This window comes from Streptomyces sp. NPDC101178 (assembly GCF_044767965.1).
In the GTDB taxonomy this organism is placed as follows: Bacteria; Actinomycetota; Actinomycetes; order Streptomycetales; family Streptomycetaceae; genus Streptomyces.
This window is the reverse complement of sequence record NZ_JBIWOZ010000005.1, coordinates 363404-384884: the sequence shown is the minus strand read 5'-3', so window position 1 is coordinate 384884 and position 21481 is coordinate 363404. Positions and strand designations below refer to the sequence as shown.

20 protein-coding genes and 1 tRNA gene are annotated in these 21481 nt (G+C 73.1%); 14 read left to right on the top strand and 7 right to left on the bottom strand.

The genetic code is table 11. The annotated features are described in order from the left end of the window. Window positions 1-153: 153 nt before the first annotated feature. The 4 genes from ACIRR8_RS17585 to ACIRR8_RS17570 all read left to right on the top strand — a co-directional run bounded on the left by ACIRR8_RS17585 (window position 154) and on the right by ACIRR8_RS17570 (window position 4453). Window positions 154-1359, top strand: a complete 1206-nt coding sequence (locus ACIRR8_RS17585) for an amidohydrolase family protein (protein ID WP_404065094.1) — start codon at window positions 154-156, stop codon at window positions 1357-1359. 14 nt (window positions 1360-1373) lie between these two features. Further along, a complete protein-coding gene (locus ACIRR8_RS17580; protein WP_404065091.1) occupies window positions 1374-2528 on the top strand; it encodes an acyl-CoA dehydrogenase family protein in 1155 nt (384 codons plus the stop codon). A gap of 6 nt (window positions 2529-2534) precedes the next feature. After that, complete coding sequence (locus tag ACIRR8_RS17575) at window positions 2535-3539, top strand: acyl-CoA dehydrogenase family protein (protein ID WP_404065088.1); 1005 nt, start codon at window positions 2535-2537, stop codon at window positions 3537-3539. A gap of 407 nt (window positions 3540-3946) precedes the next feature. Next, window positions 3947-4453 (top strand): ATP-binding protein, encoded by a 507-nt coding sequence (locus tag ACIRR8_RS17570; protein WP_404065086.1) that lies wholly within the window; start codon window positions 3947-3949, stop codon window positions 4451-4453. A gap of 73 nt (window positions 4454-4526) precedes the next feature. Here the strand turns inward: ACIRR8_RS17570 and ACIRR8_RS17565 are convergent, their stop codons facing one another. Continuing rightward, entirely contained in the window at window positions 4527-5453 is a 927-nt protein-coding gene (locus ACIRR8_RS17565) for a cyclase family protein (RefSeq protein ID WP_404065084.1), read from the bottom strand. Between the two features lie 83 nt (window positions 5454-5536). Here ACIRR8_RS17565 and ACIRR8_RS17560 point away from each other — a divergent pair, with 83 nt between their 5' ends. The 4 genes from ACIRR8_RS17560 to ACIRR8_RS17545 all read left to right on the top strand — a co-directional run bounded on the left by ACIRR8_RS17560 (window position 5537) and on the right by ACIRR8_RS17545 (window position 9504). After that, window positions 5537-6475: an SDR family oxidoreductase gene (locus ACIRR8_RS17560; protein ID WP_404065081.1), complete on the top strand. Its 939-nt coding sequence runs from the start codon at window positions 5537-5539 to the stop codon at window positions 6473-6475. Window positions 6476-6523: 48 nt separating this feature from the next. Beyond that, complete coding sequence (locus tag ACIRR8_RS17555; protein WP_404065078.1) at window positions 6524-7669, top strand: acyl-CoA dehydrogenase family protein; 1146 nt, start codon at window positions 6524-6526, stop codon at window positions 7667-7669. Next, window positions 7666-8715, top strand: coding sequence for a Zn-dependent alcohol dehydrogenase (locus ACIRR8_RS17550; protein ID WP_404065075.1), 1050 nt, complete (start codon window positions 7666-7668; stop codon window positions 8713-8715). The genes ACIRR8_RS17555 and ACIRR8_RS17550 overlap by 4 nt, the downstream gene beginning before the upstream one ends. 99 nt (window positions 8716-8814) lie before the next feature. Then, complete coding sequence (locus ACIRR8_RS17545; RefSeq protein ID WP_404065073.1) at window positions 8815-9504, top strand: TetR/AcrR family transcriptional regulator; 690 nt, start codon at window positions 8815-8817, stop codon at window positions 9502-9504. A gap of 9 nt (window positions 9505-9513) precedes the next feature. Here the strand turns inward: ACIRR8_RS17545 and ACIRR8_RS17540 are convergent, their stop codons facing one another. Continuing rightward, window positions 9514-10506, bottom strand: a complete 993-nt coding sequence (locus ACIRR8_RS17540; protein ID WP_404065070.1) for a GlxA family transcriptional regulator — start codon at window positions 10504-10506, stop codon at window positions 9514-9516. Between the two features lie 87 nt (window positions 10507-10593). On the opposite strand from ACIRR8_RS17540, the gene ACIRR8_RS17535 reads away from it, so the two are divergent. Next, window positions 10594-11886 carry an MFS transporter gene (locus tag ACIRR8_RS17535; protein ID WP_404065067.1) on the top strand — a complete coding sequence of 431 codons (1293 nt, stop codon included), beginning with the start codon at window positions 10594-10596 and terminating at the stop codon, window positions 11884-11886. Window positions 11887-12178: 292 nt separating this feature from the next. After that, entirely contained in the window at window positions 12179-13498 is a 1320-nt protein-coding gene (locus ACIRR8_RS17530) for an MFS transporter (RefSeq protein ID WP_404065064.1), read from the top strand. A 28-nt stretch (window positions 13499-13526) separates the two neighbouring features. Here ACIRR8_RS17530 and ACIRR8_RS17525 read toward each other — a convergent pair whose 3' ends face one another. From ACIRR8_RS17525 to ACIRR8_RS17515, 3 genes are all read right to left on the bottom strand, one after another. Next, window positions 13527-14123, bottom strand: coding sequence for a flavin reductase family protein (locus tag ACIRR8_RS17525; protein ID WP_404065527.1), 597 nt, complete (start codon window positions 14121-14123; stop codon window positions 13527-13529). A gap of 175 nt (window positions 14124-14298) precedes the next feature. Next, window positions 14299-15129, bottom strand: coding sequence for an enoyl-CoA hydratase/isomerase family protein (locus tag ACIRR8_RS17520; protein ID WP_404065061.1), 831 nt, complete (start codon window positions 15127-15129; stop codon window positions 14299-14301). Next, entirely contained in the window at window positions 15120-17348 is a 2229-nt protein-coding gene (locus tag ACIRR8_RS17515; protein ID WP_404065058.1) for an acetate--CoA ligase family protein, read from the bottom strand. The genes ACIRR8_RS17520 and ACIRR8_RS17515 overlap by 10 nt, the downstream gene beginning before the upstream one ends. A 199-nt stretch (window positions 17349-17547) precedes the next feature. Here ACIRR8_RS17515 and ACIRR8_RS17510 point away from each other — a divergent pair. Next, window positions 17548-17621, top strand: a tRNA-Met gene (locus ACIRR8_RS17510). Window positions 17622-17853: 232 nt separating this feature from the next. Beyond that, window positions 17854-18756 (top strand): NAD(P)H-binding protein, encoded by a 903-nt coding sequence (locus ACIRR8_RS17505; RefSeq protein WP_404065056.1) that lies wholly within the window; start codon window positions 17854-17856, stop codon window positions 18754-18756. Window positions 18757-18768: 12 nt separating this feature from the next. On the opposite strand, the gene ACIRR8_RS17500 is transcribed toward ACIRR8_RS17505, so the two are convergent. Beyond that, on the bottom strand, window positions 18769-18936 hold the full coding sequence (locus ACIRR8_RS17500; RefSeq protein WP_404065053.1) for a hypothetical protein: 168 nt from the start codon (window positions 18934-18936) through the stop codon (window positions 18769-18771). Between the two features lie 109 nt (window positions 18937-19045). Between ACIRR8_RS17500 and ACIRR8_RS17495 the strand changes: the two genes are divergently transcribed. Further along, window positions 19046-19489: an NAD(P)-dependent oxidoreductase gene (locus ACIRR8_RS17495; protein ID WP_404065050.1), complete on the top strand. Its 444-nt coding sequence runs from the start codon at window positions 19046-19048 to the stop codon at window positions 19487-19489. 76 nt (window positions 19490-19565) lie between these two features. Here ACIRR8_RS17495 and ACIRR8_RS17490 read toward each other — a convergent pair whose 3' ends face one another. Continuing rightward, a complete protein-coding gene (locus ACIRR8_RS17490) occupies window positions 19566-20498 on the bottom strand; it encodes an AraC family transcriptional regulator (RefSeq protein WP_404065047.1) in 933 nt (310 codons plus the stop codon). A 123-nt stretch (window positions 20499-20621) separates the two neighbouring features. On the opposite strand from ACIRR8_RS17490, the gene ACIRR8_RS17485 reads away from it, so the two are divergent. Then, on the top strand, window positions 20622-21479 hold the full coding sequence (locus tag ACIRR8_RS17485; RefSeq protein WP_404065045.1) for an NAD(P)H-binding protein: 858 nt from the start codon (window positions 20622-20624) through the stop codon (window positions 21477-21479). Window positions 21480-21481 lie beyond the last annotated feature (2 nt).

Below are 21481 nucleotides of genomic sequence, written 5' to 3'. Positions count from 1 at the left end.
CTGACGGCCAGTCAGATAGTGCGGAGAGCGTAGGGCTCCGCGCCTTGTCGGTCCAGGGGTGCGGGGCTAGCCTGAGTGCCGCACCGCAATCTGACGGACCATCAGAAAGCGCCCAGGGATCGCCGGGGTGCGCGCCGGAGGGGACGACCCACCATGACGGACACCGATAGGGAACTGCCTCGGATCGTCAGCGTCGACGACCATGTGATCGAGCCCGCGCACCTCTTCTCCACCTGGCTGCCCGCGAAGTACCGCGAACGCGGACCGCAGCCGCTGACGGCGGGCATCGGGGAGCTGGCGTACACGGGCGGGAAGTACGTCATCACGATGGACCCGGACGGGCCGCCGACCGACTGGTGGATCTACGAGGACCTGAGGTTCCCGTACAAGCGGAACATCGCCGCCGTCGGCTTCGACCGCGACGACATGACGCTGGAGGGCATCACCCGGGCCGAGATGCGGCCCGGCTGCTGGGACCCGGCCGAGCGGCTCAAGGACATGGACCTCAACCACGTCGAGGCCTCGCTCTGCTTCCCGACCTTCCCGCGTTTCTGCGGCCAGACCTTCGCCGAGGCGCACGACAAGGAAGTCGCTCTCGCCTGCGTGCGCGCGTACAACGACTGGATGGTCGAGGAGTGGTGCGGGGACAGCGGAGGCCGCCTCATCCCGCTCTGCATCATCCCGCTCTGGGACATCGACCTGGCCGTCGCGGAGATCAAGCGGAACGCGGCGCGAGGCGTCCGCGCGGTCACCTTCTCCGAAATCCCGACCTATCTCGGACTGCCGTCCATCCACACCGGCTACTGGGACCCGTTCTTCGCGGTCTGCCAGGAGACCGGCACGGTCGTCAACATGCACATCGGCTCCAGCTCCCAGATGCCCGCCGCCTCGCCCGACGCACCGCCCGCCGTGCAGGCCTCGCTCTCCTTCAACAACGCGATGGCCTCGATGATGGACTTCCTCTTCAGCGGGGTGCTGGTGAAGTTCCCGACGCTCAAACTGGCGTACAGCGAAGGCCAGATGGGCTGGATCCCGTACGCCCTGGAGCGCGCCGACGACGTGTGGGAGGAGCACCGGGCGTGGGGCGGGGTGCGCGATCTGATCCCCGAGCCGCCGTCCACGTACTACTACCGCCAGATGTTCTGCTGCTTCTTCCGCGACAAGCACGGCATCTCCGCGCTCGACGTCGTCGGACGCGACAACGCCACCTTCGAGACCGACTACCCGCACGTGGACTCGACCTTCCCGCACACCAAGGAGGTCGCGCTCGACCACGTCGAGGGCCTGGACGACGAGACGGTGTACAAGCTGATGCGCGGCAACGCGATCCGGATGCTCGGCCTGGACCTGGACAAGTAGGCGGGGGCAGGACGGTGGATCTCGCGTACACGGAGGCCGAGGAGGAGTTCCGGGGCCGGCTGAGGGAGTGGCTGGCCGGTGTTCTCCCCGGCCTGCCGCGGAAGCCCTCGCCCGACGACTGGCCCGCGCGCCGGGCGTACGACACCACCTGGCAGCGGATGCTGTACGACGCCGGGTACGCGGGCCTGCACTGGCCGGCCGACGCGGGCGGTCAGGGTGCCACCCCCATCCAGCACCTGATCTTCCTGGAGGAGACGGAGAAGGCCGGAGCGCCCTACGTCGGGGCCAACTTCGTCGGGCTGCTGCACGCGGGCCCGACCATCGCCGCCGAGGGCACGGCCGAGCAGCGGGCCCGCTGGCTGCCGCCGGTGCTGCGCGGGGACGAGATCTGGTGCCAGGGGTTCAGTGAGCCGGACGCGGGCTCGGACCTGGCCGCGCTGCGGACGCGGGCGGTGCGCGACGGGGACGACTACGTGGTGAGCGGGCAGAAGATCTGGACCTCCCACGCGGAGGTGGCCGACTGGTGCGAGCTGCTGGTGCGGACGGACCCGGGGGCGCCGAAGCACCGGGGGATCAGCTGGCTGGCGATGCCGATGGACGCGCCCGGCATCACGGTCCGGCCGCTGCGGACGCTGGCCGGGTCCACGGAGTTCGCCGAAGTGTTCCTGGACGAGGTGCGGGTGCCGGTACGGAACCGGGTCGGCGCCGAGAACGACGGCTGGCGGGTCACCATGGTCACCCTCTCCTTCGAACGCGGTACGGCCTTCGTCGGTGAGGTCGTCGCCTGCCGCCGCACGCTGGAGGCCGTGGCCGCAGAGGCGCGCCGCAACGGGCGGTGGGACGATCCGGTGCTGCGGCGGAGGCTCGGCCGCCTCAACGCCGAATTCCGCGCGCTGTGGCGGCTGACGCAGGCGAACGTGAGCGAGTCCGAGCGGACGGGCGGGGTGCCGGGCGTCGGCGGGTCGGTCTTCAAGCTGCGCTACTCCGGGGTGCGCCAGGAGCTGTACGAGGCGGCGGCGGAGGTGCTGGGCGGCGACGCCTTCGATCTGGACCGGGAGTGGGCCCTGGACCGGCTCTCCTCCCTCTCGTACACCATCGCCGCCGGCACCTCGCAGATCCAGCGCGACATCGTCGCCGAGCGCATCCTCGGCCTCCCGAAGGGGCGCTGACCCGCCATGGACTTCCAGCTCTCGGACGACCAGCGGGCCCTGCGGTCCGGGATGCGGGACCTGCTCGGCGCGGTGTTCGACCGGGAGCGGCTGCGGGCGGCGGTGGAGCGGGGCGGTGGCGTGGACCGTGCGCTGTGGCGGGAGCTGGGGGCTGCCGGATTCTTCGCGCTGCGCCTGCCGGAGGAGGCGGGCGGTGTGGGGCTCGGGCTGCCGGAGGCGGTGCTGCTCTTCGAGGAGGCGGGCCGCGCGCTGCTGCCGGGACCGCTGGTGGCGACGCACCTGGCGGCGGGGGTGGTGAAGGGCGCGGCGGAGGGCGAGGCGGTGGTGACGGCGGCGGAGGGGGAACTGCCGGTGGCACATCTGGCGGCGGCGGACGCGGTGCTGGTGGGCGGGGAGACGCTCACGGGGGAGAGGCTGGCGGCGTTCGTGGCCGGGGCCGTTCCCGTACGGTCGATGGACCCTCTGACCCCGCTGCACCGGACCGCGGGGCGCGCGGCGGCTGCCGGGACCATCGGGGCGTACTCCGGCGCACTCCGCCGGGAAGGGGCGCTTCTCACTGCCGCCGAACAACTCGGGAGCGCCGCGCGCACCACCGAAATGGCCGTTCAACACGCCGGTGCGCGCCAACAGTTCGGTTCGCTCATCGGTTCGTTCCAGGCGGTCAAACACCTCTGCGCCGACATGCTCGCCCGCACCGAACCGGCCCGCAGCGCGGTGTACGCGGCCGCGCTGACCGGCGACCCGGTGGAGGTCGCGGCGGCCAAACTGCTCGCCGACGAGGCGGCCGTACGCAACGCGCGCGACTGCCTCCAGATCCACGGCGGTATGGGGTTCACCTGGGAGGCAGATGTTCACCTCCACCTGAAACGGGCCTGGCTCCGGGCGGCCCGGTGGCTCACGGCGGCCGAGGCGCAGGAGATCCTGGCCGCCGATCTGGGGCCCGTACGGCTGCTGCACGGCAGTTCAGCGGCCTCGGGGCCACGGCCGGACGAAGCGGGGGGCGGAGCGTGACTCAGTGCAGCCGGTCGGCGTCGATACCGGGTTGTGTCCTTTGCGTGATTCGTCACCGGGCGGAGTCGGCGCCGCGCTCGGGTACGCTCCGTGGGATGCGAGTGGTTCTGGAACCGGGCGATCCGGGGGTGGCCCGTGCGGCCGCTCCGGTCCGGGGCGAGGGCTCTTGCCGGAGATGTGCCGGGCCTGCCCGAAGAGCGTTTCTCGCGGTCCCTGCGCGCTCCTGTTCGACTCTCCGCAGCGTGCGTCGCACAGTATGCACCACGCGTACTCCTTCGCGCTGGAATATGCCCGAAGCGCTTGTTGCGGTGACTGTACGTCAACCATGCTGTCGCGTAAGGGAATCACGTTCCGTGACCCTGAGGAGGCGCGAGGCGATGTGTCCGCCGGTTCGGATGGTGTGAGCGGTGCAGGTGCTTCAGGTTCAGCTGGAGGTCGGTCCGGATCCCGCAGAGGTGGGACGGGCCCGTAGGTGGGCGCGGTCGCGTCTGGTCGGTTCCGGGATAGGGGATGACGAGCCGCTCGCGGAGACGCTCATCCTGCTGATCTCGGAGCTCGTCACCAACGCGGTCGTCCATACGGGCTGTCCCGCCGTGCTGCGGATGCTCTTCGGCGGAGGCGGCGGGGCCGGCGGGGCCGGAACCGTGCGGGTGGAGGTCGCCGACGCCAGCGACCGCCCGCCGCTCCAGCGCCATGCGGAGGGCGAGGACACCAACGGGCGGGGCCTGGAGCTGGTGGACGGCCTCGCGGACCGCTGGGGCTGGCAGCCGGAGGGCGCCGGGAAGCAGATCTGGTGCGAGGTGGACCGGGGCGGACCGGTGGTGGCGGTCCCGGACACGCCGCCGAAGGTCGTGCTCCAGGGCGGCGAGGTCTGCACGCCGCCCGCCTGCGTCTTCACCGACCACCTGGCCTGAACGCCTCTCTTCCGGCCGGTCCACGCTCACCGGATCACGATCACCTGCTCCTTACCGGTCCACGGCCACCGGGTCAGAGCACCGCGACCGGGGCGACCGGAGAGCCGGTGGCCCCGGTGAACGGCTCCGGCGCGGCGGTGAGCAGGAACGCGTACCGCCGCTCCTCCGCGCAGACGGTGGAGAGCGCCTCCAGGTCCCAGTTCTGGCCCTGGAGCATCCCCATCTCGACGAGGTGGAGCGCGTGCACCGGCATCCACAGGTCCGTGATCTCCGGCGGGAAGATCTCGAAGGTCAGGGTGTCGTTGGCGACCGCCGCCACGTCCCGGGCGTGGAACCACTCGGGCGTGCGTACGGACAGCCCCGGCGACGGGTAGCCGTACGCCTGCCGGTCCCCGGCCAGCACGACCCGCACCTGCCCCGTCCGTACGAGGACGACGTCCCCGGCCCGTACGCGTACGCCTCCGAACTCCTCGGCCGCCTCCAGGTCCTCCGGCGTGACGGCGTGCGCGCCCTCCAGCCGGTCCACGCCCCGGGCGCGTGCGACATCCAGCAGCACGCCGCGCGACACGACGTGCTCCACGGCGGCGATCGACGAGAACTGCGCGCCGGCGTGCGCCGTGATGGTGTCGGCGGGCCGGCCGTTGTAGATCCGCCCGCCGTGCGAGGCATGGGTCAGCGCGTCCCAGTGGGTCGAGGCCTGGAGCCCCATGGTGACGGTGTCGTCGCTGGTGGCGACCGTTCCCGGCCCGAACATCTCCTGGTTGATCTGGACCATCGTGTGCAGCGGGTCGATCCGGCCCGGGATGAGTCCGCTCTGCACGCTGCCGTGCCGGAGCGGAAGCGCGAGCGGTACGCGGTGACCGCTCCGGACGGTGGCGACGGCCTCCCGGACCACGGCGTCGGTGATCAGGTTGAGCGTCCCGCGCTCGTCGGCCGCGCCCCAACGCCCCCAGTTGTTCACGCGCTTGGCGATCTCGTGGAACTCGGCCGGCAGGGACATGGGGGCCTCCTGGGTCTTGTGCGGGACTGTCCGCCTGCCCGTAAAATCTAACGGACCGTCAGAAACCGTGGGAGGGGCCGGGCATGGGGAACTTCTTGGCAGGCAAGGTGGTCGCCGTCACCGGAGCCGGCCGCGGCATCGGACGGGCGGTGGCGCTCGCCGCGGCGGCGGAGGGCGCGCGGGTCGTCGTCAACGACTACGGCGTCTCGGTGGAGGGCTCCGAGCCCACCAGCGAGATCGCCCGGTCGGTCGCCAAGGAGATCGAGGCGGCGGGCGGACAGGCGGTCGCGGTGGCGGACGACATCTCCACGATGTCGGGCGGGCAGCGGATCGTGGACACGGCACTGGCGGAGTACGGGCGGCTCGACGGGGTCGTCTGCGTGGCCGGGATCCTGCGCGAGCGGATGCTCTTCAACATGTCGGAGGAGGAGTGGGACCCGGTCCTCGCGACCCACCTGAAAGGCACGTTCACGGTCTTCCGGGCCGCGTCGGCGGTGATGCGGAAGCAGGAGGGCGGCGGCACGCTGATCGGCTTCACCAGCGGCAACCACCAGGGGAGCGTGTCCCAGGCCAACTACAGCGCGGCGAAGGGCGGGATCATCTCGCTGGTCCGCAGCGCGGCGCTGGGCCTGCACCGGTACGGCGTCACGGCCAACGCGGTCGCCCCGGTGGCCCGGACCCGGATGTCGGCCGGGGTGCCGATGGAGCTGGCGGAGATCGGTGAGCCGGAGGACGTGGCGGCGCTGGTGGTCTATCTGCTGAGCGAGCGGGCGCGGGAGGAGGGGATCACCGGCCAGGTGTACACGATCGCCGGGCCCAAGATCGCGGTCTGGGCCCAGCCGAGGGAGCTGCGGGCGGGATACGCGGAGGGGGTGCCCTGGACCCCGGAACGGATCGCGGAGTTCCTGCCGGGGACGGTGGGGGTGGACCCGATGCCGATGCTGGCGCGGGTGGAGGGGATGGCGGAGGCGGCGAGGCGGGGCGCGCGGCCGAACGCACCCGCCGGCCCGTCCGGCGATTGAGGACCGGGGATTCGGGGGCGGAGCCCTCAAGGCGACAGGAGGCTACCCATGGACTTCGGGTTCACCGAGGGCGACCGCGCCTTTCGCGCGCACGCCCGTACCTGGCTGGAGACCCACCTTGCCGACGCGGTCGGCCCCCGCGCGTGGGAACGCGAGCTCGGCCAGGCGGGATGGATCGGGATCGGCTGGCCGGAGGACGGCGGCGCGGCCTACGGCAACCGCCCCGCCGGCCTCACCCACCAGGTCATCTGGGCCGAGGAGTACGCCCGCTCCGCCGCCCCCGCCCGGATGGGCCACATCGGTGAGAACCTCCTCGCCCCGACCCTCATCACCTACGGCACCGAGGAACAGAAACGCCGCCACCTGCCCCCCATCGCCCGCGGCGAGACCTTCTGGTGCCAGGGCTACAGCGAGCCGGGCGCGGGGTCCGACCTGGCCGGGATACGCACCACCGCCGTACCGGACGGCACGGGCGGGTACGCCGTCACCGGGCAGAAGATCTGGACCTCGCTCGCCCGGGACGCCGACTGGTGCTTCGTCCTCGCCCGCACCGGCCCCGGCTCCACCCGCCACCACGGCCTCTCCTTCCTCCTCGTCGAGATGGACCAGCCGGGCCGCGTCGACGTACGGCCGATCCGCCAGATGACCGGCACCAGCGAGTTCAACGAGGTCTTCTTCGACGGGGCCCGGGCCGCCGAGGTGGTCGGTGGCGAAGGCAACGGATGGACGGTCGCCATGGGCCTACTCGCCCTGGAGCGCGGGGTCTCCACCCTCGCCCAACAGATCGGATTCGCACAGGAGCTGGACCAGGTGATCGCCGCCGCCCGGGCCAACGGGACCGCCGGGGACCCGGTCATCAGGGCCCGCCTCGTACGCCAGTGGGCCGAGCTGGCCACCATGCGCCAGCACGCCCTCCGCACCCTCGGCGCCACCACCGACCCGGCCGCCCCCAGCGTGGCCAAGCTGCTCTGGGGCGGCTGGCACCAGCGGCTCGGCGAGCTGGCGGTGGAGGTGGGCGGCGAGACGGGAGCCGTCGGCGCACAGCCCTGGTCGGCCACGACCCCGTACGAACTCACCACCGCACAGCACCTGTTCCTCTTCAGCCGGGCCGACACCATCTACGGCGGCTCCGACGAGATCCAGCGGAACATCATCGCCGAGCGGGTGCTCGGCCTACCGAGGGAGCCGAGATGAGAGGCGTCGTCTTCGACGGCACACGGACCGAGGTCGTCGACGACCTGGAGATACGCGACCCCGGCCCCGGCGAGGTGCTGGTGGCGGTGGCCGCCGCGGGCCTCTGCCACAGCGACCTGTCCGTCATCGACGGCACCATCCCGTTCCCCGTCCCCGTCGTGCTCGGCCACGAGGGCGCCGGCGTGGTGGAGGCCGTCGGCCCCGGCGTCGGCCACGTACGGCCCGGCGATCACGTGGCGCTCTCCACCCTCGCCAACTGCGGGGCCTGCGCCCAGTGCGACCGGGGCAGGCCGACCATGTGCCGCAAGGCGATCGGCCGGCCCGGCCGGCCGTTCTCGCGAGGCGGCAGGGAACTCTTCCAGTTCGCCTCCAACTCCGCTTTCGCGGAACGTACGCTGGTCCGCGCCGTCCAGGCCGTGAAGATCCCCGCCGACCTGCCGCTCACCTCCGCCGCGCTGATGGGCTGCGGGGTCCTCACCGGCGTCGGGGCGGTACTGAACCGGGCGAAGGTCGACCGGGGCGACAGCGTCGTGGTCATCGGCACCGGCGGCATCGGCCTCAACGTGCTGCAAGGCGCGCGGCTGGCGGGCGCGCTGACCGTCGTCGCCGTCGACAGCAACCCGGCGAAGGAGGTGGTGGCCCGGCAGTTCGGCGCCACACACTTCCTGACCGGCACCGACGGCGTACGGGACATCCTGCCCGACGGCGCCGACCACGCCTTCGAGTGCGTCGGCCGCACCGAGCTGATCCGGCAGGCGATCGACCTGCTGGACCGGCACGGCCAGGTGGTCCTGCTCGGCGTACCGGCGGCGAGCGCCGAGGCGTCGTTCACCGTCTCCTCGATGTACCTGGACAAGTCGATCCTCGGCTGCCGTTACGGCTCCTCGCGGCCGCAGCGTGACATCGCCCTGTACGCGGACCTGTACCGGGAGGGCCGACTGCTCCTGGACGAACTGGTCACGGAGACCTACCCGGTGGAGGACTTCGCCAAGGCCGCCGACGACGCACACCACGGGCGGGTTGCGCGAGGAGTCCTGGTCTTCTGATCCAGCGGTGGAGGCATGGGCGCGTTCCGGTTTCGTGATACCTTCTAGCGAAACTTTGAGTAAGTAGCCTCGCGGCCCGGCTGCGGAAAGTGACCCACCATGGCGAAGTCCGACGCCGGATCCGGTGTCACGTCCGGCCCCGCGACCCCGCGCGAGCGCTACCGCGCCCAGGTCCGTACGGAGATCAAGGAACACGCCTGGGAGCAGATCGCCACGGCCGGCGCCTCCGCGCTCTCCCTCAACGCGATCGCCAAGCGGATGGGTGTGAGCGGCCCCGCGCTCTACCGCTACTTCGCCGGCCGGGACGAGCTGATCACCGAGCTGATCCGGGACGGGTACCGCAGCCTCGCCGACACCTTGCGTACGGCCGCCGCCGACGGTGCCGACCTGTCAGGCCTGGCGCACGCGATGCGTGACTGGGCGCTGGAGGATCCGCACCGCTACTTCCTCCTCTACGGCACGCCGGTCCCCGGCTACCACGCGCCCGACGACACCACCGCGATCTCCTCCGAGATCATGGCGACCCTGCTGACCGCCTGCGCGGCGCTCACGCAGGAAGCCTCCGAAGCCGCGGACGACGTCCCCGAGTCCCCGTTCGCCGCGCACCTCGCCGGGCACCGAGGCTGGGCCGGCGACCACCCCGCCCCGCCCGCCGCCCTGCACCTGGCCATGAGCTTCTGGACCCGGATGCACGGAGTCCTCTCCCTGGAGCTGGCCGGGCACTTCACCGGCATGCGCTTCGACCCGGCGCAGCTCTTCGCGGCGGAGCTGGACGACCTGGTGGCGTGACGGCCCTGCCTACGCGGTGTCCGCCGAGGCCCGGCGGAACGTACGCCGGTACGCCGTCGGCGGCACGCCCAGCGCGGCCTGGAGGTGCTGGCGCAGCGAGGTCGCCGTGCCGAAGCCCGCGTCCCGGGCCACCTGGTCGATCGACAGGTCCGAGGACTCCAGCAGATGGCGCGCCCGCTCCACCCGCTGCTGGCTCAGCCACTGGCCCGGGCTGATGCCGACCTCCTCCCGGAAGCGGCGGGTGAAGGTCCGTACGCTCATCGACTCCTGCCGGGCCATGTCCCGCAGCAGGATCGGCTGCTCCAGCCGGCCCAGCGCCCATGCGCGGGCGGTGGTGGTGGTCGCGAACTGCGGTTCGGGGACCGGGCGGTGGATGAACTGGGCCTGGCCGCCGTCCCGGTGCGGCGGTACCACCGTGCGCCGCGCGATCTCGTTGGCGACGGCGGCCCCGTGGTCGCGGCGCACCAGATGCAGGCAGAGATCGATCCCCGCGGCGACCCCGGCCGAGGTGAGGACGTCGCCGTCGTCGATGAACAGGACGTCCGGGTCCACCCGGACCTGCGGGAAGAGCTGCTGGAAGTGGTCGGCGGAGGACCAGTGCGTGGTGGCGGGCCGGCCGTCCAGGTAGCCGGCGGCGGCCAGGACGTAGCTGCCGGTGCAGATGGAGACCATCCGGGTGCCGGGCCGGACGAGCGCGAGCGCGGCGGCCAACTCCTCGGTGAGCCTGCCCTCTTCGAAGACCGGGCCCAGCTCGTAGGAGGCGGGCACGACCACGGTGTCGGCGGTGGCGAGCGCCTCCGGGCCGTGCTCCACGAGGATCGCGTAGTCGGAGTCGGTCCGGACCGGCCCGGGCGGGCGGACCGAGCAGGTCACGACCTCGTACAGCTTCCCGCCCTTGTTGCCCGGTACGGGCTCCAGCGAGCGGCCGAAGATCCGGTCGGGGATGCCGAGCTCGAACGGGAGCAGCCCGTCCAGGGCCAGGACGGCGACGCGGTGCGGCATGGCGGGGCCTCCTCGGAACGGGGGACTCTTACGGGCTGAAAATCACTCGCTGGTATAGACCATAGGCTGATACAGGTTAGCGACGTGATGGAGAAGCCGACAGAGACCGCGTCCATTCCCGACGTCTCGCGTGACACCCGACCGCCCTCGCCCCCGCTCCCGCCGCTCGGTCCGGTCGGTTCCGGCGGTCTCTGGAACCGCAACTTCCGCTACTTCTTCGTGGCCCGTACGGTCGCGCTCTTCGGCGACGGCATGATCCCCGTCGCCCTGACCGCCGGGCTGCTGGGCGCGGGCCGGCCCGCCTCGTCGGTCGGGTTCGCGCTGGCGGCCTGGATGGGACCGCTGGCGGTGTTCGTACTGTTCGGCGGTGTGCTCGCGGACCGGTTCACACCGCGCCGGATGATGATCGTCGCCGACGCGCTGCGGCTGGTCGGCGCCTCGGTGCTGGCGGTCACGTTCGCGCTCGGCAATCCGCCGCTCTGGTCGGTCTACGTCCTCAGCTCGATCGCGGGCATCGGCGCCGCGCTCTTCCAGCCCGGCGTCGCCTCGACCGTGCCGCGCGTCTCCACCGACGTCCAGCGCGCCAACGCCGTCCTCCGCGTCTCCGAAGCGCTGATGACCATGGCGGGCCCGGCCTTCGCCGGCGTGCTCGTCGGGCTGGCGAGCGCCGGAGCGGTCTACGCGGCCAACGCGGCCACCTTCGCGGTCTCCGGCGCCTGCCTCTTCCTGATGCGCCTTGCCCCCGCCCCGCACGACGACGCGATACGTGGCACCTTCACCGCCGAACTCGTGGACGGCTGGCGTGAGTTCCGGGCTCGCTCCTGGCTCTGGGGCGTGATCGCCGTCTGGACCGTGTACGGCTTCGCGGTCCTCGGCCCGGTGCTCCCGCTCACCGCCGTCCTGGTCACGCAGGCGCACGGCTCGGGAGCGTACGGGATGCTGATGGCGGTCAACGGGGCGGGCAGCGTCGTCGGCGGTCTCATGGCCCTGCGGTTGCGTCCGTCCCACCCGCTCGCGGCGGGCGCGATCGCGTTGTCGCTGGTCGCGGTGAGTCTGGTGGTGCTGGCCCTCGGGATGCCGCTGCCGGTGCTGGCGGCGGGGCAGTTGCTGGCGGGTGCGGCGGCCGCGTTCTGGCTGGTGATGTGGTCCACGACGGTCCAGACGCACGTCCCGCCGGAGGCCCTGAACCGGCTGCACGCCTACGACGTGGCCGGCTCGCTCCTGATGGTCGCGGCGGGCCGCGCGCTGGCCGGCCCGGTGGCCGAGGTGGTGGGCGCACCGGAGCTGCTGGTGGTGGCGGCCGTGATCAACATGGGCGTGGTGGCGGTGCTGCTGGTGGCCCGGCCCGTTCGGCAGCTGAGGAGGGTGGGATCGGGGTGAGGGACCGGGGCGGAGGCCCTCCGCCATCCGCGCGCGGTCGCGGCGGGGGCCTGCGGCGTGCGGCGTGCGCGCAACGGATCCGGAGGGTCCGAAGGCGCGCTACTTGCATGAGATCCCCCCGATCCGTTGCGTACCAGGCGCCCGGCCGGACGGCCGCGCCGACCGACGGCCGATGGTACGTGCGGGGGCCATCGGCTCCGTACGCCACCCCGGGGCCCGGTGGCCCGATCCCTGCGAACCGTGTCCCCCGGGCCACTCGTGGCGGAACGCGCAGGCCAGGAAGCTGTTCCCCGTGACCGAGACCATCGAAAGCGCCGCCCAGGACGACGACCGGCGGCTGCCCGGCGAGGCGCGCCGCCGCCGTCCCCGTATCCACCGGGCGTGGATCGTCGCCGCCGTCACCTTCGTGACGATCATCGGCGGCGCGGCCTTCAACTCGCTGCCCGGCCTGCTCATCGACCCGCTCCACACCGAATTCGGCTGGTCGCGCGGTGAGATCGGGCTCGCGGTCTCCATCGACATGGCGCTGTACGGCCTGACAGCCCCGTTCGCCGCCGCGCTGATGGACCGCTTCGGCATCCGGCGGGTCGTGGCGACCGCGCTGAGTCTGGTGGCGGCCGGGGCGCTGGCCAGCGTCTGGATGACGGCGTCCTGGCAGCTGATGATCTACTGGGGTCTGCTCGTCGGCCTCGGCACCGGCTCCATGGCGCTGGCGTTCGCCGCGACCGTCACCAACCGCTGGTTCGTCGCGCGCCGCGGCCTGGTCACCGGCATCCTCACCGCGGCCGGCGCCTCCGGCCAGCTCGTCTTCCTCCCGCTCTGCGCCTGGATCGTCGACGAGCACGGCTGGCGGCCCGCCTCCGTCACGGTCGCTCTGGCGGCCCTGGTCGTGGTCCCGTTCGTCTGGCTCCTGATGCGCGACCACCCGGCCGATGTGGGGCTCGCCCCGTACGGCGGTGTGTACGTGGCGAAGCCGGCCCCGGCCCGGGGTGCGGCGCGCCGCACGGTGAAGGTGCTGTTCCAGGCCGCGCGCACCGGCCCGTTCTGGCTGCTGGCGGGCACCTTCGCGATCTGCGGGGCCTCCACCAACGGCCTGATCCGCACCCACTTCGTCCCCTCCGCCCATGACCACGGCATGCCGATCACGGCGGCCGCCTCGCTGCTCGCGGTGATCGGCGTCTTCGACGTCGTCGGCACGATCTTCTCCGGCTGGCTCACCGACCGCTTCGACGCCCGCCGCCTGCTCGCCGTCTACTACGCGCTGCGCGGCATCTCGCTGCTCTTCCTGCCGATGCTGATGGCGCCCGATGTGCGGCCGCCGATGGTGTTCTTCATCGTGTTCTACGGCCTCGACTGGGTCGCCACGGTCCCGCCGACGCTGGCGCTCTGCCGCGAGCAGTACGGCGAGGACAGCGCCATCGTCTTCGGCTGGGTCCTGGCCTCGCACCAGGTGGGCGCGGCGGTCGTGGCGTTCCTCGGCGGGGTCGCGCGGGACGTCTTCGGCAGCTACGACGTGGTCTGGTACGCGTCGGGGGCGCTGTGCGCGGTGGCCGCGCTGATGTCGCTGGTGATCCGGCGGGCGAGAGCGGCTTCGGGGGCCGCCGGCGGCTGACCGGCGAACCGGACCGACACCGAGGACCTCAGCGGCTGAACCGCCCGAACGCGCCCCGGTGGAACAGCAGCGGCTCCCCGTCCTCCGCCGCGCCCAGCGCCTCCACCCGGCCCACCACGATGAGGTGGTCGCCGCCGGTGTGGACGGTGTGGACGCGGCAGTCGATCCAGGCCGGTACGGCGTCGAGCAGCGGTGAAGCGGTCGCCGGGGCCTCCTCGTACGCCACGCCCGCGAACTTGTCGGCCCCGCTCACCGCGAACGCCCGGCACAGCGGGCCCTGTTCGGCCCCCAGGATGTTCACGCAGAACGCCCCGGCGCGGGCGATGCGCGGCCAGGTCGTCGACGTACGGGCGACCATGAAGGACACCAGCGGCGGGTCCAGCGAGAGCGAGGCGAAGGACTGGCAGGCGAAGCCGGTGGGCCCGTCCGCGTCGCGCGCGGTGACGACCGTGACGCCGCTGGCGAAGTGGCCCAGTACGCGGCGGAATTCGGCCGGGTCGACCGGGAGCCGCTCGTCGTCCCGGACGGCCCTGAGGTCCGGCCGGGGCAGAGCCTCCAGCGGCGGCCGGACTGCTGTCGTGGCGGCGCCGACGGACCTGAGGTACCGGACGGCGGTGGCGGCCATGCCTGCGTGTCCCATCACCCGGCCATTAGAACTGACGGATCGTCAGATGTGAACCCGCGTGAGCCACGAGCTCGTTCGCCTCACGCACTCCTCCGCCTCACGCGCTCGCGCGGTGTGCGCAATGCGGTGCTGTCCTCGCGCGGCGGTGCTGTCCTCGCGCGGCGGGCTGCTCCGGTCAGTGCCCCCGGTACTCCGGCGTACGCCGCTCGACGAAGGACGCCACGCCTTCGCCGGCGTCCCGCGTGGTCATGTTGATCTCCTGGGCGGCCGCCTCCGCCGCGAACGCCGTGGCCCGGTCGCTGTCCAGGGACGCGTTCACCAGCTGCTTGGTCAGGGCCAGGGACCGCGTGGGTCCGGAGGCCAGCCGCCCGGCCCACGCGGCGGCGAGGCCGGCCAGCTCGTCAGCCGGGACGACCCGGTTGACGATGCCCGTCCGCTCCGCATCCGCCGCCGACAGCGCGTCCCCGAAGAACATCAGCTCCTTCGCCCGCTGCGGCCCCACCAGCCGGGGCAGCAGATACGCGCCGCCGCCGTCCGGGACGAGCCCTCGGCGTACGAAGACCTCGATGAACGTCGCGGTGTCGGCCGCCAGGACCAGATCGCAGGCGAACGCCAGATGCGCGCCGATCCCGGCGGCGGTCCCGTTGACGGCGGCGATCACCGGCTTCTCGCAGTCCAGTGCGGCCGCGATCAGCCGTTGCGCGCCGAGCCGGATGGTCCGGGCGACATCGCCGGGCACCCGTTCGCGGGCCTGCGCGGGCGCGCCGCGCAGATCGGCGCCCGCGCAGAAGCCGCGCCCGGTGGCGGTGAGCACGACGGCCCGTACGGCGGGGTCGGCCGAGGCGTCGGCGAGCAGTGCGATGACCCGCTCGCGCTGCTCCCAGGTGACGGCGTTCATGGCCTCGGGCCGGTTGAGCGTGATCCAGGAGACGCCGTCGGTGGTGAGGCGGTGGAGGACGGTGGCCTGGGGGGCCTCCGCCTGTGCCGGTTCCGGGCTCACCGGCACACCGCCAGCGCGTCCAGCGCCACCGCGCCCTGGCCGCGACCCAGCACCACCAGCGGGTTGATGTCCAGCTCCGTCAGGTCGTCGCCCAGCTCCAGGGCCATCCGCTGGACCCGGAGCACCACCTCCACCAGCGCGTCCACGTCGACCGGCGCTCCGCCGCGTACGCCTGCCAGCAGCGCCCGGCCGCGCAGCTCGCCGAGCATGTCCCGGGCCTCCTTCTCGCCGAACGGAGGCACCCGTACCGCCGTGTCGTGCAGCACCTCCACCAGGACGCCGCCGAGCCCGACCGTGACCGTCGGCCCGAAAAGCGGGTCGTGCGTGACGCCGACCATCATCTCGACGCCCCGGTCGATCATCTGGCAGACCAGGATGCCGTCCAGGTCCACCGACTCGAATCGGGCGATGTCGGTCAACTCGCGGTACGCGTCCCGTACTTGACTGGCAGAGGTCAGCCCCACCTTCACCAGGCCCAGCTCCGTCTTGTGGGCGAGGTGCGGCCCGGAGGCCTTCATCACGACCGGGTAGCCGACCGGGCCGGCCGCCCGGACCGCGCCCGCCGCGCTGGTCACGAGCTGCTCGCGCGGCACCCGGATCCCGTAGGCGCGCAGGAGCTGCTTCGCCGCGTGCTCGCTGAGCTGCTGCCCCGGGCGCATCAGGCCCCGCGCCTTGCGGAAGGACGGGGAGGGGGTGCGGGGGGCCTCGTCGAAGGGGGAGCGGTAGGCGGCGGCGAAGCGGTGGTGGTCCAGGTAGGCCTTCACCGCGGTGACGCAGTTGGAGAACGTACGGAAGGTGGCGACGCGGGAGGAGCCGAGGAGCGTGGTGCGGTAGGCGTCCTCGGTGCCCACGGGGGAGCCCCAGACCACGCAGACCAGCTTGTCCGTGGCCTCGGCGGCGTCCACCAGGTCCTGCGCGAGGCGGTCGCTCATGGGCGGGAACGGGCCGGTGATCGGACAGATCAGGACGCCCACGGACGGGTCCGCGAGGATCGCGTCGATGATCTTCCGGCCGCGCGCGTCGCCGACCGGATGGCCGCCGTTGTCGATCGGGTTGGCCACGTTGAGGTAGCCGGGTATCCAGGTGTGCAGCTCGTCCTGCTTGGCGGCGGAGAGCGCGGGCAGCGGGAGGCCGGCCGCCGTCGCCAGGTCCGCGAAGTGGGCGCCGGTGCCGCCGGAGATGGAGTACACGGCGACGCCCTCGGCCTGCGGCGGCCGGGCGCGGGCCAACAGGACCGCGGTGTCCTGGAGTTCGTCGAGTCCGTCCACCCGGACCACCCCGAACTGCCGCATCGCCGCGTCCACCACCTGGTCCGCCCCGGTCAGCTTCCCGGTGTGCGAGGCGGCGGCCTCGGCCCCGGCCTCCGTACGCCCCACCTTCACCGCCACCACCGGCACCCCCGCGCGCGCGGCGCGGTCGGCGGCGAGCAGAAAGGCGCGGCCGTCCTTGAGCCCCTCCACGTAACAGGCGATGGCCCCGACCTCCGGGCGCTGCGCGAAGTACGCGAGGAAGTCGGCGGTCTCCAGGTCGGCCTCGTTGCCCGTGGGCGCCCAGTGCGAGAGCCGGATGCCGAGCTCCTGGAGGGTGTAGAGCGGCCGGCCCTGGTGGCCGGACTGGGTGATGAGGGCGATGGCCGGGCCCTCCAGGTCGTCCCGGAACTCCTCGAAGGCGTTCAGGTTGGTGTTGGGCCCGAGCAGCCGCACGCCGGACCGCTCCACGGCCGCCGCCAGCCGTGCCTGCGCCACCGCGCCCGCCTCCCCGGTCTCGGCGAACCCGGAGGCGAAGGCCACGGCGAAGGGGATCTTGGCCTCGCCGAGCTCCTCGACCACCGGGAGCGGGTCGGCGACCAGGAGGGCCGCGAGGTCGACGGGTTCGGGCAGCGCGGCGACCGAGGGGACGCAGGGCAGGCCGAACACGGCGTCACGGGCCGGGTGCACCGGATGCAGCCGCGCTCCGACGCGCTCGGCCCAGGCGATGAGCTGCCGGGTGATGCCGGTGTTCGGGCGGCCCTCGGTGTCGGAGGCGCCGACGACGGCCACCGAACGCGGCCGGAAGAAGCGGTCCAGATCGGGCACGGCCAGGTGCAGCGGCCGCCCGCTGACATCGAGCCCGCCCTGCCGGGTGGCGGTGGGCAGGCTGACGACGGAGGCGTGCGGCTCCTCGCCGCAGGCCACCACCCGGGCGCGGAAGTCGGTGGTGAGGGTGCCGTGAGTCGATCCAAGCATCGTTCCGCCACTCCTGCTCGATGGTCCGCCGGCCCGGTGTCCTCGTGGGGGGCAGGCGCGATTGGCTGACGCTCTGTCAGGTTACTGAACTGACGGCCCGTCAGGAATGGTCGTGCAGGCAAAGGCTTTCGGCGGTGCCGGATGACGGTCGCCGCTGGTCACGGCCGGGCGGGAAGTGGCGTAGGGTGGGGTTCACCGACGCGGGGTGGAGCAGCTCGGTAGCTCGCTGGGCTCATAACCCAGAGGTCGCAGGTTCAAATCCTGTCCCCGCTACTGATGGAAATCGTCTGAGGCCCGGATCCCCTGGATCCGGGCCTCACACGTTTCCGCCTCCCGGGGCCTGGTCCCTCCGGGGCCCGGGCGGTCCCTTCGGGCTCGGGCGGTCCCTTCGGGCTCGGGCGGTCCCTTCCGGGCCCGGACGGTCCCTTCCGGGCCCGGACGGTCGGACATCCCTCCCGGACGCTGAGCCATGGCGGGCCGGAGGGGGCCGGGCCAGGCTTGAGCCATGACACACACGCCGGACGCAACGCCCGCACAGACCCCGTCCTCGCCCTCGTCCCCGTCCTCGTCTCCGGTTCTGGTGACCGGCGGCACCGGCAAGACCGGCCGCCGCGTGGTGGCCCGCCTCCGCGAGATCGGGGTGGAGGCCCGGGCGGCCTCCCGGTCCGGCGAGACCAGGTTCGACTGGGCCGACCCGGCGACCTGGGCGCCGGCCCTGGAAGGGGCCGAAGCCGTCTACATCGTCCCGCGGGACACCGAGCCGTCCCCGACGCCCGCCTTCGTGGAGCAGGCCGTGGCCGCCGGAGTGCAACGGCTGGTGCTGCTCTCGGCCCGAGGCGTGAACGTGCCGGGCTACTTCGGCCTGCCGCTCTTCGACGACGGCCCGCACGTGCGAGGCGAGGGGGCCGTACGCTCCTCCGGCCTGGCCTGGACGATCCTGCGGCCCGGCTGGTTCATCCAGAACTTCACCGAGGGCGTCTTCCTCGACGCCGTACGCGACGGTGAGCTGGCCCTCCCGGTCGGCGACGGCCGGGCGGCGTACGTCGACGCGGACGACATCGCGGCCGTCGCTGTGGCGGCCCTCACCGAGGACGGCCACGACGGCGAGGTGTACGAGCTGTCGGGCCCGCGTGCGCTGGGCATCACCGACGTCCTGGACGAGATCGGCAAGGCGCGGGGCGGTGCACCTGCCGTCTACGTCGCGGCCGAGGAGGCCGCGTTCCGGGACGGGCTGGTCGCGCAGGGCATGTCGGAGGTGGAGGCCAAGCTCTGGACGGCCGCCCTGGACCCGATCCGCACGAGCCGGGAGGCCCCGCTGAAGGACGGTGTACGCCGAGCCCTGGGCCGCCCGCCGCGTGACGTTGCCGACGTCTTCCGGGACGCGGTGGCGGAGGGGGTCTGGGGGTGAGGTGTCCGGACCTCAGCGGTCCGGATCGCCGCCGGTGTTGTGGATCATCTGCCGGAGCACCTTGAGTGCGGTGACGTAGTCGGCGTCGTCGACGTCCTGGTGGAACGGTTCCGTGTGCTGCTGGTGGACGCGGCGCCCGGTGCGCTGCTCGGCCGGGAGCTGGAGCGGCTGCTCGGGCACGGGCTGGCCGTCACGCTGAACCTGCGGCGGGTGGCCGATCGCGCCGGGGTGCGGGCCGACTGGGGCCGCCGGGGCGACTGGGGTGGCCGGGGCGACTGGGGTGGCAGGGGTGGCCGGGTGGAGTTCACCGACTTCGACCCCGAACCTCCGCCCCGCCGCCACCCTCTCCGACCTGCTCGCCACCAGTGACGTGGTCTCGCTCCACCTGCCGCTCACCCCGGAGACCCGGGGGCTCATCGGGCGGGACGCGTTGGCGCTGATGCGGCCGGGAGCCATCCTGCTCAACACCGCGCGGGGCGGCATCGTCGACGAGCAGGCGCTGGCCGAGGCCCTGAGCGACCCGGCGCATCCGCTCGCGGCGGTCGCCTTCGACACCTTCGCGCACGAGCACGCGGCCTTCGCCTCGCCGCTCTTCGGCCTGCCGAACGCCCCGCTGACCCCGCACATCGCCGGAATGACCAGGACCGCCATGGCCACCGCCGCCCTGCGCTGCGCGGACCACATCGCGGCCCTGGCGGGACGGCCGGAAGGCGTTCCGGTGGTCACGGCCTGACGGCCGACACCCGCCCTCACCCCGCCGGAGCCCCTTACCCCGCCGGAGCCTGCCGCCCCGGCGTGCGGCCTGTCCCTCACCCCGCCGGAGCCTGCCGCCCCGGCGTGCGGCCCGCCGCCGTGGCCTCCTGGCGGTACGTGCTCGGGCTCTCGCCCCGCAGCCGCTTGAACGCCGCGCTGAAGCCGAAGGCGTCCGCGTAGCCGACCCGCCGGGCCACCGCCGCCACCGTCAGCTCGGGGCGGGTCAGCAGGTCGGCGGCGAGGGTCATGCGCCACTCGGTCAGGTATGCCACCGGGCCGTCGCCGACCAGCTCCGTGAACCGCTTCGCCAGCGTGGTCCGCGAGACCCCGGCCCGGGCCGCCAGCTCCGCCGTGGTCCAGGGGTGGGCCGGGTCCTCGTGCATCGCCCGTAGCGCGGGGCCCGCGACCTCGTCGCCGAGGGCTCCGTACCAGCCCGGCGGCTCGGCCTCCGGGCGGTCGAACCAGTCCCGCAGGGTGCAGACGAGCATCCAGTCCAGCAGCCGGTCCAGCACGATCTGGTGCCCGGGCCGCGCGCCGCCGATCTGCGCGACCAGGTAGTCGCGCAGCGGCCCGCAGTCGCCCTCGTCGGGCACGACGAGGGCCGGCGGGAGCGCCCGGAGCAGCCGCTGGGGAACCTGCTCCTGGACGTCGTAGGTGGCGGCCAACAGCACCGTGGGGCCGTCCAGTTCGGGCGCGGCGGCCATGTCGGCGCTCCACCGCACCTCCCGTACGCCCGGTTTCGCCGAGTTCTCCGGGGCGTCGGCGAAGGTGAACGGCGCCGGCCCCCGTACGATCGCGGCCTCCCCGACCGCCAGCCGCAGCGGCTCCCCGCCCTCCGGCACGATCCACCCGGCCCCGCGCATCGGCAGGCACAGCGTCAGGTAGGCCCCGTCCGTGAAGCGCAGGGACCACGGCGGCCACAGCACCGACCGCCCGAACACCGCACCCTTGCCCCGCACGCCCCGCAACAGTTCGTCGAACACGTCCATGGCGCCACGATAGGCAGAAACACCGCGTGCCCGGACCGGTGATACCCCTGGGCCGGACGCTCGCCTATGTACGGCGGACGGGCGCCCATGGTCCGGTCGGCCGCCGCGCGATGGAGTTGCCCCATGACAGCGAAGACCGGCACCCACCGCACCACCCGGCCCACCGTCCTCGTCCTCGGCGCCACCGGCAAGACCGGCCGCCGGGTCGTGGCCCGACTGCGCGACTCCGGTACGGCCATGGTCCGGCCGGCCTCCCGCTCCGGCGAGGTCCGCTTCGACTGGACGCTGCCCGACACCTGGGAGCCGGCCCTCGCCGGAGCCGACGCGCTCTACCTCGTGGCACCCGACGACCTTTCTCCCGTAAGGGAGTTCGTGCGGCAGGCCGAGGCTTCCGGCGTGCGCCGCTTCGTCGTGCTCTCCGGCCGCAGCATCGAGAAGGCGGGCGAGGAGTTCGGCCAGGGCATGGCGGCCGCCGAGGCGGCGGTCCGGGAGACCGGGGCCGCGTGGACGGTCCTGCGGCCCAACAACTTCTTCCAGAACTTCGACGAGGACCTGTGGCTGGGCCCGCTCCGCGCAGGCCGGCTCGGCCTGCCGATCGGTGACATGCCGGAACCGTTCATTGACGCCGAGGACGTGGCGGCGGTCGCGGCGGCGGTCCTCACCGAGGACGGCCACGAGGGCAAGGCGTACGACCTGTCGGGCCCGCGCGCACTCACCTTCGCCGAGGCCGTCCGCACGATCGCCGAGGCGGCGGGCCGCCCGATCCGTTACGAGGAGCTGACCCCGGCCGCGTACCGCACCGAACTCCTCGCCGAGGGCTGGCCCGAGGCGGCGGCCGACGCGCTGAACGCCATGTTCGCCCTGCACCGCGCAGGCCACACGGCCGAGGTCACCGACGGCGTCCAGCAGGTCCTGGGCCGCGCTCCGGCCGACCTGGAACCGTGGGCGCGGAGCGTCGCGGCGAGCGGAGTGTGGGCGTAGGG

Bases quoted from the DNA above. Each gene is read 5' to 3' on its own strand.
- ACIRR8_RS17585 (WP_404065094.1), top strand. From the start codon at position 154: ATGACGGACACCGATAGGGAACTGCCTCGGATCGTCAGCGTCGACGAC.
- ACIRR8_RS17575 (WP_404065088.1), top strand. From the start codon at position 2,535: ATGGACTTCCAGCTCTCGGACGACCAGCGGGCCCTGCGGTCCGGGATG.
- ACIRR8_RS17565 (WP_404065084.1), bottom strand. From the start codon at position 5,453: ATGTCCCTGCCGGCCGAGTTCCACGAGATCGCCAAGCGCGTGAACAAC.
- ACIRR8_RS17560 (WP_404065081.1), top strand. From the start codon at position 5,537: ATGGGGAACTTCTTGGCAGGCAAGGTGGTCGCCGTCACCGGAGCCGGC.
- ACIRR8_RS17555 (WP_404065078.1), top strand. From the start codon at position 6,524: ATGGACTTCGGGTTCACCGAGGGCGACCGCGCCTTTCGCGCGCACGCC.
- ACIRR8_RS17550 (WP_404065075.1), top strand. From the start codon at position 7,666: ATGAGAGGCGTCGTCTTCGACGGCACACGGACCGAGGTCGTCGACGAC.
- ACIRR8_RS17545 (WP_404065073.1), top strand. From the start codon at position 8,815: ATGGCGAAGTCCGACGCCGGATCCGGTGTCACGTCCGGCCCCGCGACC.
- ACIRR8_RS17540 (WP_404065070.1), bottom strand. From the start codon at position 10,506: ATGCCGCACCGCGTCGCCGTCCTGGCCCTGGACGGGCTGCTCCCGTTC.
- ACIRR8_RS17535 (WP_404065067.1), top strand. From the start codon at position 10,594: ATGGAGAAGCCGACAGAGACCGCGTCCATTCCCGACGTCTCGCGTGAC.
- ACIRR8_RS17525 (WP_404065527.1), bottom strand. From the start codon at position 14,123: ATGGCCGCCACCGCCGTCCGGTACCTCAGGTCCGTCGGCGCCGCCACG.
- ACIRR8_RS17515 (WP_404065058.1), bottom strand. From the start codon at position 17,348: ATGCTTGGATCGACTCACGGCACCCTCACCACCGACTTCCGCGCCCGG.
- ACIRR8_RS17505 (WP_404065056.1), top strand. From the start codon at position 17,854: ATGACACACACGCCGGACGCAACGCCCGCACAGACCCCGTCCTCGCCC.
- ACIRR8_RS17490 (WP_404065047.1), bottom strand. From the start codon at position 20,498: ATGGACGTGTTCGACGAACTGTTGCGGGGCGTGCGGGGCAAGGGTGCG.
- ACIRR8_RS17485 (WP_404065045.1), top strand. From the start codon at position 20,622: ATGACAGCGAAGACCGGCACCCACCGCACCACCCGGCCCACCGTCCTC.